This window comes from Cronobacter universalis NCTC 9529, assembly GCF_001277175.1.
GTDB classification, from domain to species: Bacteria; Pseudomonadota; Gammaproteobacteria; order Enterobacterales; family Enterobacteriaceae; genus Cronobacter; species Cronobacter universalis.
The window spans coordinates 283400-296470 of record NZ_CP012257.1 but is presented as its reverse complement, the minus strand read 5'-3'; the positions used below and the strand labels follow the sequence as shown (position 1 = coordinate 296470).

Annotated in this window: 15 protein-coding genes; 5 read left to right on the top strand and 10 right to left on the bottom strand. The window is 58.6% G+C overall.

Annotated elements, in window-relative coordinates:
* Nucleotides 1-9: 9 nt before the first annotated feature.
* Both recQ and pldA read right to left on the bottom strand, forming a co-directional pair.
* Entirely contained in the window at nucleotides 10-1839 is a 1830-nt protein-coding gene (gene recQ, locus AFK65_RS01355; RefSeq protein ID WP_007704523.1) for an ATP-dependent DNA helicase RecQ, read from the bottom strand.
* A gap of 67 nt (nucleotides 1840-1906) precedes the next feature.
* The gene (gene pldA, locus AFK65_RS01350) at nucleotides 1907-2776 is read right to left on the bottom strand and encodes a phospholipase A (protein ID WP_038858292.1); all 870 of its coding nucleotides are present in this window, start codon (nucleotides 2774-2776) and stop codon (nucleotides 1907-1909) included.
* Nucleotides 2777-2955: 179 nt separating this feature from the next.
* Here pldA and yigI point away from each other — a divergent pair, with 179 nt between their 5' ends.
* From yigI to AFK65_RS01330, 4 genes are all read left to right on the top strand, one after another.
* Nucleotides 2956-3426: an acyl-CoA thioesterase YigI gene (yigI, locus tag AFK65_RS01345; RefSeq protein ID WP_004388411.1), complete on the top strand. Its 471-nt coding sequence runs from the start codon at nucleotides 2956-2958 to the stop codon at nucleotides 3424-3426.
* Between the two features lie 52 nt (nucleotides 3427-3478).
* On the top strand, nucleotides 3479-4372 hold the full coding sequence (gene rarD, locus AFK65_RS01340) for an EamA family transporter RarD (RefSeq protein WP_007704513.1): 894 nt from the start codon (nucleotides 3479-3481) through the stop codon (nucleotides 4370-4372).
* A gap of 189 nt (nucleotides 4373-4561) precedes the next feature.
* Nucleotides 4562-4948 carry a hypothetical protein gene (locus AFK65_RS01335; RefSeq protein ID WP_038858293.1) on the top strand — a complete coding sequence of 129 codons (387 nt, stop codon included), beginning with the start codon at nucleotides 4562-4564 and terminating at the stop codon, nucleotides 4946-4948.
* A 58-nt stretch (nucleotides 4949-5006) separates the two neighbouring features.
* Nucleotides 5007-5411 (top strand): DUF2628 domain-containing protein, encoded by a 405-nt coding sequence (locus AFK65_RS01330; protein WP_007704507.1) that lies wholly within the window; start codon nucleotides 5007-5009, stop codon nucleotides 5409-5411.
* Between the two features lie 56 nt (nucleotides 5412-5467).
* On the opposite strand, the gene corA is transcribed toward AFK65_RS01330, so the two are convergent.
* The 8 genes from corA to lptM all read right to left on the bottom strand — a co-directional run bounded on the left by corA (nucleotide 5468) and on the right by lptM (nucleotide 12581).
* Entirely contained in the window at nucleotides 5468-6418 is a 951-nt protein-coding gene (gene corA / locus AFK65_RS01325; RefSeq protein WP_038858294.1) for a magnesium/cobalt transporter CorA, read from the bottom strand.
* Nucleotides 6419-6570: 152 nt separating this feature from the next.
* Entirely contained in the window at nucleotides 6571-6627 is a 57-nt protein-coding gene (ysgD, locus tag AFK65_RS22395) for a YsgD/CorL family protein (protein WP_350338730.1), read from the bottom strand.
* 272 nt (nucleotides 6628-6899) lie between these two features.
* Nucleotides 6900-9062, bottom strand: a complete 2163-nt coding sequence (uvrD, locus tag AFK65_RS01320; RefSeq protein WP_004388416.1) for a DNA helicase II — start codon at nucleotides 9060-9062, stop codon at nucleotides 6900-6902.
* Nucleotides 9063-9201: 139 nt separating this feature from the next.
* Nucleotides 9202-9918, bottom strand: a complete 717-nt coding sequence (gene yigB, locus AFK65_RS01315) for a 5-amino-6-(5-phospho-D-ribitylamino)uracil phosphatase YigB (RefSeq protein WP_038858295.1) — start codon at nucleotides 9916-9918, stop codon at nucleotides 9202-9204.
* Nucleotides 9918-10823 carry a tyrosine recombinase XerC gene (xerC, locus tag AFK65_RS01310; protein ID WP_007704492.1) on the bottom strand — a complete coding sequence of 302 codons (906 nt, stop codon included), beginning with the start codon at nucleotides 10821-10823 and terminating at the stop codon, nucleotides 9918-9920. Before xerC ends, yigB begins: the two co-directional genes overlap by 1 nt.
* The gene (locus AFK65_RS01305; RefSeq protein ID WP_038858299.1) at nucleotides 10820-11524 is read right to left on the bottom strand and encodes a DUF484 domain-containing protein; all 705 of its coding nucleotides are present in this window, start codon (nucleotides 11522-11524) and stop codon (nucleotides 10820-10822) included. The genes xerC and AFK65_RS01305 overlap by 4 nt, the downstream gene beginning before the upstream one ends.
* Nucleotides 11521-12345 (bottom strand): diaminopimelate epimerase, encoded by an 825-nt coding sequence (gene dapF, locus AFK65_RS01300; RefSeq protein ID WP_038858301.1) that lies wholly within the window; start codon nucleotides 12343-12345, stop codon nucleotides 11521-11523. The genes AFK65_RS01305 and dapF overlap by 4 nt, the downstream gene beginning before the upstream one ends.
* Before the next feature lie 32 nt (nucleotides 12346-12377).
* Nucleotides 12378-12581, bottom strand: a complete 204-nt coding sequence (gene lptM / locus AFK65_RS01295) for an LPS translocon maturation chaperone LptM (RefSeq protein ID WP_004388423.1) — start codon at nucleotides 12579-12581, stop codon at nucleotides 12378-12380.
* 166 nt (nucleotides 12582-12747) lie between these two features.
* Here lptM and cyaY point away from each other — a divergent pair, with 166 nt between their 5' ends.
* Nucleotides 12748-13068, top strand: coding sequence for an iron donor protein CyaY (gene cyaY / locus AFK65_RS01290; RefSeq protein WP_007704482.1), 321 nt, complete (start codon nucleotides 12748-12750; stop codon nucleotides 13066-13068).
* The last annotated feature ends 3 nt before the right edge of the window (nucleotides 13069-13071 follow it).

The following is a 13071-nucleotide window of genomic DNA, read 5'->3' as shown; positions in this document are numbered from 1 at the left end:
CGGGGCTGACTACTCTTCGTCGTCGCCGTCGACGTGCTCGCGGATAAGCGTCATAAACGGTCTGCCGAAGCGCTCCAGTTTGCGGGTGCCGACGCCGTTAATCCCGAGCATTTCGCCGGGGCTGAGCGGCATCTGCTCGGCCATTTCAATCAGCGTCGCGTCGTTAAAGACGACATACGGCGGAATGTTTTCTTCATCGGCGATGGCTTTGCGTAGTTTGCGCAGTTTCGCGAACAGCTTGCGGTCATAATTGCCGCCGTACGATTTCTGCGCCACGCGCGGTTTGAGCGCCGCGACGCGCGGCACCGCCAGCATCAGCGGCGCTTCGCCACGCAGGAACGGACGCGCGGCTTCGGTGAGCTGCAAGGCCGAGTGCTGCGCAATGTTCTGCGTCACCACGCCCAGATGGATAAGCTGGCGGATAACGCTGACCCAGTGCTCCTGGCTCTGATCGCGCCCGATGCCGTACACCTTGAGCTTGTCATGGCCGAGCTCGCGGATGCGCTGGTTATTCGCGCCGCGCAGCACCTCCACCACATACCCCATCCCGAAGCGCTGCTCCACGCGCGCGATAGCCGACAGCGCCTTTTGCGCGTCCACCAGGCCATCGTAACGGCGCGGCGGATCGAGACAGATATCGCAGTTGCCGCACGGCGCCTGGCGTCCTTCGCCGAAATAGTTCAGCAGCACCAGACGGCGGCAGGTTTGCGCCTCGGCGAACGCGCCCATCGCGTTTAGCTTGTGACGCTCGATATCCTGGAGCGGGCCTGGCGCTTTTTCTTCCAGACAGCGGCGCAGCCACGCCATATCCGCCGGATCGTAAAACAGCATCGCCTCGGCAGGCAGGCCATCGCGCCCGGCGCGGCCCGTCTCCTGGTAGTAGGATTCAATATTGCGGGGAATATCGAAGTGCACGACAAAGCGCACGTTGGGCTTGTTGATACCCATGCCGAAGGCCACGGTCGCCACGACAATCTGTAAATCATCGCGCTGGAATTTCTCCTGCACCGAGGCGCGCACCTCATGCTCGAGACCCGCGTGGTAGGCGGCGGCGCTGATGCCGCGGCTTTGCAGGCGCGCGGCGGTGTCTTCCACTTTCGCGCGGCTGTTGCAGTAGATGATGCCGGATTTACCGCGCTGCTCCTGCACATAGCGCATGAGCTGATCGAGCGGTTTGAATTTTTCCATCAGCATGTAGCGGATGTTCGGGCGGTCAAAACTGCTGATTTCAATCAGCGGATCGTCAAGGCCCAGCAGGCGAACAATATCGCGCCGCGTGGTGTCATCCGCCGTAGCGGTGAGCGCGATAAACGGCACCGCCGGGAAACGCGCGCGCAGCTGCCCGAGCGCCGCGTATTCCGGGCGGAAATCGTGGCCCCACTGGGAGATACAGTGCGCTTCATCTACCGCCACCATCGCCAGATCCCAGTAGCCCAGGGTGTCGATGAAGTTATCCATCATCAGTCTTTCCGGCGCGATGTAGAGCAGGCGCACCTCTCCGGTACGACAGCCCGCCAGCACCGCCTGCTGCTCGTCGCGGCTCTGCGTCGAATTCAGACACGCCGCGGCCACGCCGTTCGCCAGAAGCTGATCGACCTGGTCTTTCATCAGAGAAATCAGCGGAGAAACCACGATGGTCAGGCCGGTTTTCACCAGCGCCGGAATTTGATAACACAGCGATTTGCCGCCGCCGGTGGGCATCACCACCAGGCAGTCGCGCCCTTCAAGCACCGCGTCGATAATGGTGGCCTGGCCTGGACGGAACTGCTGATAGCCAAAGGTTTCCTGTAAAACCTGCTTAGCCAGCGTTTCCTGACTGTAAACTTCCGCCTGCGCCACACTCACTCCAGATACTGAAAATAAAACAGGCGCTATTTTCAGCGCCTGCGTCGGAAACTGCAATGCCTCAGAAGAGATCGTTAAGCATAACCCCAAAGCCAAAGCGAGTCTGGTTAAAGTTGTAATCAATTAACGATTCGCCATAACCGCTGTACAACTGGGTGTAGAGGCGCACGTGTTTCGTGATCGGGTAGCTCAGGCCAAGCTCCGCGCCGCCGTAGCCGGTGTTCCAGTTATACTGGCCCTTCACGCTCCAGATAGCCTCGCCCCACTGATAACCCACCTTGAGCTGGTAATAACCCATGTATTTGGTGATATCCGGGTTGTCGTCGGTGTTGCCCAGCACATACCACGGCTTCACTTCCACCAGCCAGTCGCCGTTCTGCGCCATCAGACGCGTATAGAGGCGGTTCCAGCTACGGGAAGTTGGGTCAGAGCGGCCATTCGACTGGTGGTTATAACCAAATTCCACATCGCGCAGCGTCCAGCCCGCCAGCTCGTAATCGGTCGCAAAGCCCAGGAACAGCTGCGGTTCATAGTTGGTTTCGCGAAACGGCGACGACTGCCCGCTGTTGGAAAGCTGCCACCAGGATTTCTGGGTATAGGACGCGCCCAGCACCGAATTCGGGCCCATAATGCCGCGCCAGAACGGGAACGCCAGGCTCAGCTGAAATTTCACTTCATCTTTACGGGCGTTATCGGTCCAGTCGTAAGACTTAATCGCCTCTTTATTCAGGTCATCGGTCACGGTGTAGAGCAGATAGTTGCTCTCGTATGGATAGAGCGTAAACGGGTTATCGTGATCCTGAAGCAGGTTGGCGATGATGCTGCCGCGAACGGCAGGCGCATCATGCACCTCTTTCATAGTCGCTTCCTGTGCTAATGCTGTGCATGGCAGCAAACTTGCGGCCATAAACCAACCCAGAAACGTGCGCATCGGCAGTGTTCTCCTGAACGAATATTTCGATGATGAATTATTATCCGGCAGACATTCTACATATTTATTTCGTGTCTGCTTAGTCCTGCTTTCTTAAACTGGAAAGCAACAAATGGGAAGCATAAAATAAACATTCATTTAACCTTATGTGCCTGTTCTCTCTGGACGAGGAAATCATCATGTCCGCAACACTGCTGACCCCGGAAGCGGCTCTGCAACTGGTCGGCGAAATCTTTGTTTATCACATGCCTTTTAACCGTGCCCTGGGGCTGGAGCTGGAACGTTACGAAAAAGAATATGCCCAGCTCGCGTTTAATAATCAGCCGATGCTGGTGGGCAACTGGGCACAAAGCATTCTGCACGGCGGGGCAATCGCCTCGGCGCTGGATGTGGCGGCGGGCCTGGTGTGCGTCGGCAGTACGCTCACGCGCCACGACAGCATCAGCGAAGAGGAGCTGCGCCAGCGGCTCTCCCGGATGGGCACGATTGATATGCGCGTCGATTACCTGCGGCCCGGCCGCGGCCAGCGCTTTACCGCCTCCAGCACGCTGCTGCGCGCGGGTAATAAAGTGGCGGTGGCGCGCGTCGAATTACACAACGAAGAGCAGGTGTATATCGCCAGCGCCACGGCCACCTATATGGTGGGGTAAGCCGCGCAATACTGATAAACTGCTCACACTTTTCTCATGCCAAGAGTTTTACATGGATGCTAAACAGACGCGTCAGGGCGTGTTCTTTGCGCTTGCCGCTTATTTTATCTGGGGCATTGCCCCCGCGTATTTCAAACTGATTCAGGCGGTGCCCGCCGATGAAATCCTGACGCACCGCGTAATCTGGTCTTTCTTTTTTATGCTGGCGCTCATCAGCCTGAGCCGCCAGTGGGGATCGGTGAAGCGGCTGTTTTCGACGCCGAAAAAGGTCTTCAGCCTGGCGCTCAGCGCCGTGCTGGTGGGCGGCAACTGGCTGCTGTTTATCTGGGCGGTGAATAACCATCACCTGCTGGAGGCGAGCCTCGGCTATTTCATCAACCCGCTGGTGAATGTGCTGCTGGGGATGATTTTTCTCGGCGAGCGCTTTCGCCGGATGCAGTGGCTGGCGGTGTTGCTGGCGGCCTGCGGCGTTCTGGTGCAGCTCTGGACGTTCGGCTCGCTGCCGGTTATCGCACTCGGCCTCGCCTTTAGCTTCGCGTTCTATGGCCTGGTGCGTAAAAAGATCATGGTCGACGCGCAGACCGGCATGCTGATGGAAACGCTGTGGCTGCTGCCGGTTGCGGCGGTTTACCTGTTCGGCATCGCCGACAGTCCGACCAGCCATATGGGCAGCAATCCATGGTCGCTGAATCTCCTGCTGATGGCGGCGGGCGTGGTGACGACCATTCCGCTGCTCTGCTTTACCGCCGCCGCGACGCGCCTGCGCCTCTCCACGCTTGGTTTTTTCCAGTACATTGGCCCGACGCTGATGTTCCTGCTGGCGGTTATCTTTTACGGCGAAGTGCCGGGGCCGGATAAAATGGTGACCTTCGGGTTTATCTGGCTGGCGCTGGCGATATTTATTATGGACGCGCTTTATACCCAACGGCGTTTGCGCCAGCGTTAATAAACCGTCGTATAACAGGGCGTTACTGACGCCCTGTTACTGCCGCTTACACCAAATAATCACGATTCTCACCTACTGATTTTAGCCGGGGTGCGCGCCTTGCAACCCGGGGCCCCTTACCTATAATCCGCTCTTTATGCATTACGCCATCTGCTGTTTCGCGATAACAGAGGCGCAAAAGGTATTTTCATGTCAGCCCTGTTTGCTTTCTTTTTCCCGCCGCGCACGGCCACCCTGCGCCGCCTGCCTTATCTGGGATGGCTGTTCGGTTTGCTGTTCGGTCTGGGCCTCATACTTGCGATCGCGCCTGACGATGTGGCGCTTGTTCTCTTTTTAATTGCTCTCTGGCTCTATTACCGCGCCGGCGCGCTGCGTGCCCGTGACGCCGGTCTGAAAGCCCGGAATTACCTGTTCTATTCACTGGCAATGTGGATTGCCGGGATAGTCATCGCTTACCTGCGCGGTTTCGAGCCAGGCAGCACAGAATACCTTTCGTTCGGCGGCAGTTTTCAGGTTGTGATGACGCTACTGCTGCTGGCCGCCCCGGCGCCTGGCACCGCAAAAAAAGCGCAATAAAATCGGGCGGTAATGTCGCTAACCCCAGCAAAATTTCAGGCGTTAAGGAGCCTTCAGGATGTCCAGCATGGAAAACAATAAAAACCACTACGACTTTATGGCAGACGAGAAGCTAAGCGATAAATGGAAAACGCGCTTTGCGTTCATTGAGGAGCATGGTTATCCCGGCATCCTTTTCCCGACGCCGGAGTGGAGCGGCGCGCTGAAAAAGATGGGCTTTATGTCACGCCTTAAGGTGATGATCAATTTCTTCACTTACTTTTTCTCCTTCATTTATCTGGCTATCCTCGGCCTTTGGAAGAAAAGTATTATTTGCGTGATAGCCTTTTTCATCGTCGGTTTTATTACCGTGCTGCTGGGGATAAAAGGACTGATCTATATCGTACCTATCTATTTTGCCGTACGTACCAATACCTGGTATTACGATCTGAAAGTCAAAGGCAAGCAGGACTGGAGCCTGTAAGGGTCTGCGTCTCGCACTATGAAAAAAGCCTCTTCATGGAAGAGGCTTTTTTGCTTTTATAACCAGTTCTTACGCTTGAAGTAGAGGTAAGGCGCCAGCCCCGCCAGCAGCATCGCGACAATCGCGCCGGGGTAGCCGTAGCTCCAGTGCAGCTCGGGCATAAATTCGAAGTTCATTCCGTAGCTGGAGGCCACCAGCGTCGGCGGCAGGAAGACCACGGACACCACCGAGAAGATTTTGATGATGCGGTTCTGCTCGATGTTGATAAAACCCATCGCCGCCTGCATCAGGAAGTTCACCTTCTGGAACAGCGATTCGTTATGCGGCAGCAGGGATTCGATATCGCGCAGGATCTCACGCGCCTGCTCCAGCTGACCGCCCGGCAGACGCGCCTTGCGCACCAGGAAGTTCAGCGCGCGCTGGGTATCCATCAGGCACAGGCGCACTTTCCAGCCGGTATCTTCCAGCTCCGCCAGCGTCGACAGCGCCTCGTCATATTCATCGCCCTGATGCCCTTCCATAATGACGCGGCTCAGGTTTTCGAGATCGCTGTAGATGTTTTCTATCTCGTCCGCCAGCTGTTCGATCTTGGTTTCAAAGAGATCGAGCAGCAGTTCATAGGCGTTGCCGTCCATCATCGACTGGCTGCGCGCGCGCATGCGGTACAACCGGAACGCCGGCAGCTCGCGCTCGCGCAGCGTAAACAGCCGCCCGTTACGAATGGTGAACGCCACGGTGGAGTTGCCGCCGTGATCTTCCGCGTCTTCATAAAAGAAAAACGAGTGAATATGCAGCCCGTCTTCGTCTTCAAAGAAGCGGGCGGAGGCTTCGATATCCTCCAGTTCCGGGCGTGTCGCCAGGCTTTGGCCAAGTTCCGTTTGCACGCGCTGTCGTTCGCTCTCTTCCGGCTCCACCAGGTCAACCCAGATGGACTCTTTCAGCGAAACGGCCTCGTCAACTTCGAGGCGGGACAGTTTGTTGTTTTCCAGTTGAAATGCGCTCAGCATGACCGGGACTCCCAAAAAAACAAATTCTGGACAGTTCGGTTGGGCACACAGAAACAGATGGGGTTTCAGACCATTAAACAGCCTGACTCAGCGCGACGGGAGAGAAAACGGTCGCTGACAACCACTAAGGCCATCAGCGTAAGAGGATAGCCTTAGGAGTTGTTCCTGTTTGACAGGTTTTTGAGCCAGCATCTACTGGGTGTGTCCAAGGCGAATGTCCTCTTAGCGTAATCGTGGGCGCATGTTACGCCACCAAAAATTAGGCGTCAACACGTACACTTAAGATAAAACACCTCAATGATTGACAGGAATTATAGTGCCTGCGGGCGCGTTTTGCCGGACCGTTTTCACGCTCCGCTTCCTGCCATTCCCGGGGGATTATCGCCGCGCCAGATGACAGAAAATCCAGCGCGGCGTGAAGAAATAAAAAAGGCCGCCGACGCGACGCGCCAGCGGCCTGGTAAGCTTTCTCAGAAACAGGTCAGACGGTTTCGAGGCGCGCGTAAGCGGCCACCAGCCATTTGATGCCCTGACCGTTGAACGCCACCTGCAACCGGCTGTGTTCGCCGCTGCCTTCGAGATTCACGATGGTGCCTTCGCCGAATTTCGGGTGACGCACGCGCTGACCGAGCTTATAGCCGGAATCGTTCTGCGCTATCGGCGCGCCCAGCTGCTTATGGCTGACCGGACGGCTGACGCTCGCGCGCAGGCGCACCTCTTCCACACAGCCTTCCGGCAGTTCGGCGATAAAGCGCGACGGACGGTGATACGCCTCTTTGCCGTACAGGCGACGGGTTTCCGCATAGGTGAGCGTCAGCTTCTGCATGGCGCGGGTGACGCCCACATAGGCCAGGCGTCGCTCCTCTTCCAGACGGCCGCCTTCATCGAGCGACATCTGGCTTGGGAACATCCCCTCTTCCATACCGACGATAAACACCTGCGGGAACTCCAGCCCTTTGGCGGAGTGCAGCGTCATCAGCTGCACCGCGTCCTGCCAGGCGTCGGCCTGCCCTTCTCCCGCTTCCAGCGCCGCGTGGGATAAAAACGCCTGCAACGGCATCAGATCTTCGTCTTCTTCGTTGTAGCTGAACTGGCGCGTCGCCGTCACCAGTTCCTCTAAGTTTTCGATACGCGCCTGGCCCTTCTCGCCTTTTTCCTGCTCATACATCAGCCACAGGCCGGAATCCTTAATCACCCGGTCGGTCTGCACATGCAGCGGCATATCGATGGTTTCATGCGCCAGCGCCTCGATAAGTTCAAGGAAACGCTGCAAAGCGCTGGCGGCGCGGCCGGCCAGGGCTTTTTCCTGCAACAGCTGGCGGCACGCCTGCCAGAGCGTCAGCTGGCGGTCTCGCGCGGTCTGGCGCACGACATCCAGCGTGCGGTCGCCGATGCCGCGCGTCGGCGTATTCACCACGCGCTCAAAGGCCGCGTCGTCGTTACGGTTGGCGATAAGACGCAGGTAAGAGAGCGCGTCTTTGATCTCCTGGCGTTCGAAGAATCGCATGCCGCCGTAGATACGATACGGCATGCTGGCCTGTAACAGCGCCTCTTCCAGCACGCGCGACTGGGCGTTGCTGCGATAGAGAATGGCGCAATCCTGCAACGCGCCGCCGTTCTCCTGCCAGACCTTGATGCGGTTGACCACAAAGCGCGCTTCATCCAGTTCGTTGAACGCGCAATACAGCGAGATAGGCTCGCCGTCGCTGCCGTCGGTCCACAGCTCTTTGCCAAGACGCCCCGCGTTGTTGGCGATCAGGGCGTTCGCGGCGTTAAGAATGTTGTTAGTGGAGCGGTAGTTCTGCTCCAGACGAATAGTCTGCGCGCCCGGAAAATCGTTCAGGAAGCGCTGGATATTTTCCACCTGCGCGCCGCGCCAGCCGTAGATCGACTGGTCATCGTCGCCCACGATCATCACTTTGCCGGTATCGCCCGCCAGCAGGCGGATCCAGGCGTACTGAATGCCGTTGGTGTCCTGGAACTCATCCACCAGAATATTGGTGAAGCGCTCGCGGTAGTGGTTGAGGATATGCGGTTTGTTGAGCCACAGCTCGTGGGCGCGCAGCAGCAGCTCGGCGAAATCCACCAGCCCCGCGCGGTCGCACGCTTCCTGATACGCCTGATACACCTTCTGCCAGGTCTGCTCTACCGGGTTGCCGTAGCTCTGAATATGGTGCGGGCGCAGGCCGTCATCTTTTTTGCCGTTGATGTACCACATCGCCTGGCGCGGCGGCCACTGCTTCTCGTCGAGGTTCATCGCCTTGATAAGACGCTTGAGCAGACGCAGCTGATCTTCGCTATCGAGGATCTGGAAATCCTGCGGCAGGTTGGCGTCCATATGGTGCGCGCGCAGCAGGCGATGCGCGAGACCGTGGAACGTGCCGACCCACATGCCGCCCTGGCTGGTGCCCATCAGCTGGCCGATACGGTGGCGCATCTCCGCCGCCGCTTTGTTGGTAAAGGTCACCGCCATGATGGAGTACGGCGAACAGTTTTCTACCATCATCAGCCAGGCGATACGATGCACCAGCACGCGCGTCTTTCCGCTGCCCGCGCCCGCCAGCACCAGCATATTGCTGCGCGGCGCGGCTACGGCTTCGCGCTGTTTATCGTTAAGGCTGTCGAGCAGGTAAGAAACGTCCATTGATTGGCACCGCCGCGTTAAAAACAGAAAAAACACAAAACGCCCGCAGGCGTCTCGCAGACCAGGCTTACGGGATATCAGGCAGCAATACGTATGCTGCCTGCCGAAAAGCCTGGAATTATATACAGAGTGGTGATGATTATATCAGCGAGGTCAGGGATGCCAACCGCGAAATCTCCAGATGCGGCAACAGGCGGCTGTCATCTATCTGCATCAGGTCGCCGTCAAGCAGGTTTATCCAGCACGCCTGCACGCCGGAGCGGATGGCGCCCGCCACGTCGGTGGTCAGGTCGTCGCCTACGTGCAGGAGAGTCCCGGGCGCCACGCCAAGCTTCTGCGCGGCCAGATGATACATATCGCTGTACGGCTTGGCGCGGCCGTGCGGCCCGGCGCGCAGCACAAACTGAAACAGGCCGCCCAGGCCGAACTGTTCCGGCTCGGCGTTGCCGTTGGTGATGGCCACCAGCGGCCACTTTTTCGCGAGCTGCTGCAACGCCTCGAGATTTTCCTCAGGCACCTCGATGCGGCTGCGCCAGCGGGCGAAGTTCAGCATCGCCTCGTTCGCGCCTTCAGACGCCTCATGGGCGGAAAGCCCGGCTTCCAGCATCACCTGTTCAATGGCGCGCCGCCGCCATTCGGTCACGTCGTGATAGATCTCCGGCTCCTGCTGGCGCAGCGCCGCGCGGGCGCGGTGCAAATCCGCGGCGGTGAACGCGCTGAGCCGCGGATGGTAACACTGCATAAACGCCAGCGTCTCTTGTTCGGTACGGGCGATAACCGGGCGGTTATCGTAGAGCGTATCGTCGAGATCGAACGTCAGGGCGGCAATCGCGCCCAGCGGACGGTAAAAGTACATTACGGTTTTCCTCGTCTGGCGCGTGGGTGCGCCGCGTCGTAGACCGAAGCCAGATGCTGGAAATCAAGATGCGTATAGATCTGGGTGGTCGAGAGATTAGCGTGGCCCAGCAGCTCCTGGACCGCGCGCAGATCGCCGCTGGATTCCAGCATATGTGTCGCGAAAGAGTGCCGCAGCTTATGGGGGTGAACATGGCTGTTCAGCCCCTGTTTGATGCCCCACTCCGCAAAGCGTTTTTGCACGTTACGCGCCGAGATGCGCTTGCCTTGTTTTGATAAAAACAGCGCGTCGTCGTCAGGGCCAAACAGCTCACGCAGGTTAAGCCAGTGTTCAATCCAGGCAACGGCGCTGCGGCCTATCGGCAGGCGCCGCTCTTTGCTGCCTTTCCCCATCACCCAGACTTCGCCGCTGGCGAGATCGAGATAACGACAGTCGATATTGACCAGCTCGGAAAGACGCAGCCCGGCGCCGTACATGATTTCCAGCATCGCGCGATCGCGGACCGCCAGCGGATCGTTAAGATCGATATCCAGCAGTCGGTTAACGTCATCAACATCAATATTTTTCGGCAGATGGCGCGGCGTTTTCGGCGTGCTGACGCCTTTCGCCGGGTTCGCTTTCAGCTCGCCCTGGCTCACCTGCCAGTCGAAAAAGCTGCGCAGCGCCGAGAGACGCAGCGCCAGGCTGGACGGCCCCAGCCCGGCGCGACGACTGCGTACCGCAAGCGATCGAACCATCGCGGCGTCGCACTGCGCCCAGCTTTTAAGCCCCGCCTCGCCCGCCAGCGCCACCATCGCGGCCAGCTGCCGCTCATAATTAAGCAGCGTCACGGGGCTTAACTGGCGCTCCACTTTCAGATAACGCAGAAAGCGCGCAATGGGCGGGTGCAGCGGCGAGTCGGTCATACGCGCTCTATCCAGCGTGCAAGCAGATCGGGCAGCATCAGCGACAGCTCATGCAGCAGTTGCGTGCCCTGACCTTGCTGATAATGCTGCGGGTCGCGGCTGCTGAAAATCAGCACGCCGAGCTCGCCATGTTCGCCGAGCAGCGACATCGCCACCGACCCGACGGCTTTCGCCTCCGGCAATACCACCAGCAGTTCCGGGCCGTTCAGCGTTCCCAGGTAGTGCGTCTGCTGGCCGAGACGCTGAATACGCACCGGTTCGAACGCCTGACGCGACAGCGCCAGATGCGTGAAGCCGGAGGGCGCGCCAAGCCGCCAACGCTCCGGGAACAGGCGAATATTCGCGCCCGCAAGCCCCATATCGCGCGCCCAGCGGTTGAGCCGCTCCAGCATCTCCTGAAGACTGCCGGCGCAGGCGAGCCGCCCCTGCAATTTCAACAGGCGATAAAATAACCCTTCGTTGGCGCTCGCCTGCTCCATCAACAACGTCATGTTTTCCTCCAGTTCGTTGATGTGGTTACGCGCGCGCGCCATGTGCCACTCCACCAGCGAAACGGTTCCGCGCACCGGGTGCGGCACGCGGATCTGCTCCACCATCGCGGCGTTGCGGATAAAAAAATCGGGATGGCGCAGCAGATAGTCGAGCACCGCGTCGTCATCAAGCGTCGCCAGCGTCTCCTGCTGTTCTCCAGCCTTACTCATAAGTGAATAAATCCATCATAAACGTGGGTGGCGGGGCCGGTCATAAAGAGCGGGTTGCCAGGCCCCTTCCAGGCGATATCGAGCCGACCGCCAGGCAAGTCGACACGCACCTGGGCGGCCAGCAGCCCCTGCTGAATGCCGACCGCGACCGCGCCGCACGCGCCGCTGCCGCAGGCCTGCGTTTCGCCGGCGCCGCGCTCAAACACGCGCAGCCGGATGTGTTCGGTATTCATCACCTGCATAAAACCGATGTTGGCGCGCTCCGGGAAGCGCTCATGGCTTTCCATCAGCGGCCCGAGCGTCTCCACCGGCGCGGTGGCGACGTCATCGACCTGAATCACGCAGTGCGGGTTGCCCATCGACACCACGCCGCACAGCACCGTTTGCTCGGCGGCGCGCATGATGTAGGTCTTCTCGGCTTTATTGGCGCGAAACGGCACCAGCGAGGGTTCGAAAACCGGCTCGCCCATGTTCACGCGCACCAGTTCATCTTCATTAACCGTTAACACCATGCGGCCGTTCGCGGTGCTGACGCGGATTTCCCGTTTGTTGGTCAGCCCTTTGAGGCGCACGAAACGGGCGAAACAGCGCGCGCCGTTGCCGCATTGCGCCACTTCGCTGCCGTCGGCGTTAAAAATGCGGTAGTGAAAATCGAGATCGGGATCGTAAGGCGGTTCGACCACCAGCAGCTGATCGAACCCCACGCCCTGATGCCTGTCCGCCAGGCGGCGGATCATCTCAGGCGAAAAGAAGACGTTTTGCGTCACCGCGTCCACGACCATAAAGTCGTTACCCAGGCCATGCATTTTAGAGAACTGCATTGTTGTACTCCGTTTGCGCGGTTACGAGTCGGTTACTGCCTGCTGACCTGCGTCGGGCCATCGGTATCGCCACGGTTGTTGGTGTCCGGGATGGTCGTCTCGGTTTGCTGTTCCGGCGCTTTTTGCGGCTGGGCCTTGCTGTCTGCTGGCGGGAAGTAAAGCGGGCCTTTCAGACCGCATCCGGTGAGGCTAAACAGCGTCAGCATCACTGCCAGAGAGCGAAAAATCGTTTTCATTTATCGGTGCCTGTTGTTCATTCATCTGTTTTCTATCATCGCAGGTGAACATGCAAAAGCAAGAGTTTGCGTAACGCCGGATGACACAAAAGCCGTTCCGCCCGCCGGTTTCTATTCCCGGCTATTGCTTTTATACTGCCGCCATCGCGTACAACAGGAAACCAACATGAACGACAGTGAATTTCACCGCCTGGCCGACGGCCTGTGGATGACCATTGAAGAGCGTCTCGACGCGTGGGATGGCGACAGCGATATCGACTGCGAAATCAACGGCGGCGTGCTGACGCTCTCGTTTGAAAACGGCAGCAAAATCATTATCAACCGTCAGGAGCCGCTGCATCAGGTGTGGCTGGCGACCAAACAGGGCGGTTATCACTTCGATTATAAAAACGACGAATGGATTTGCGATCGCAGCGGCGAACGCTTCTGGGATCTGCTGGAAACCGCCGCCACGCAACAGGCGGGCGAGGCGGTCAGCTTTCGTTAATCA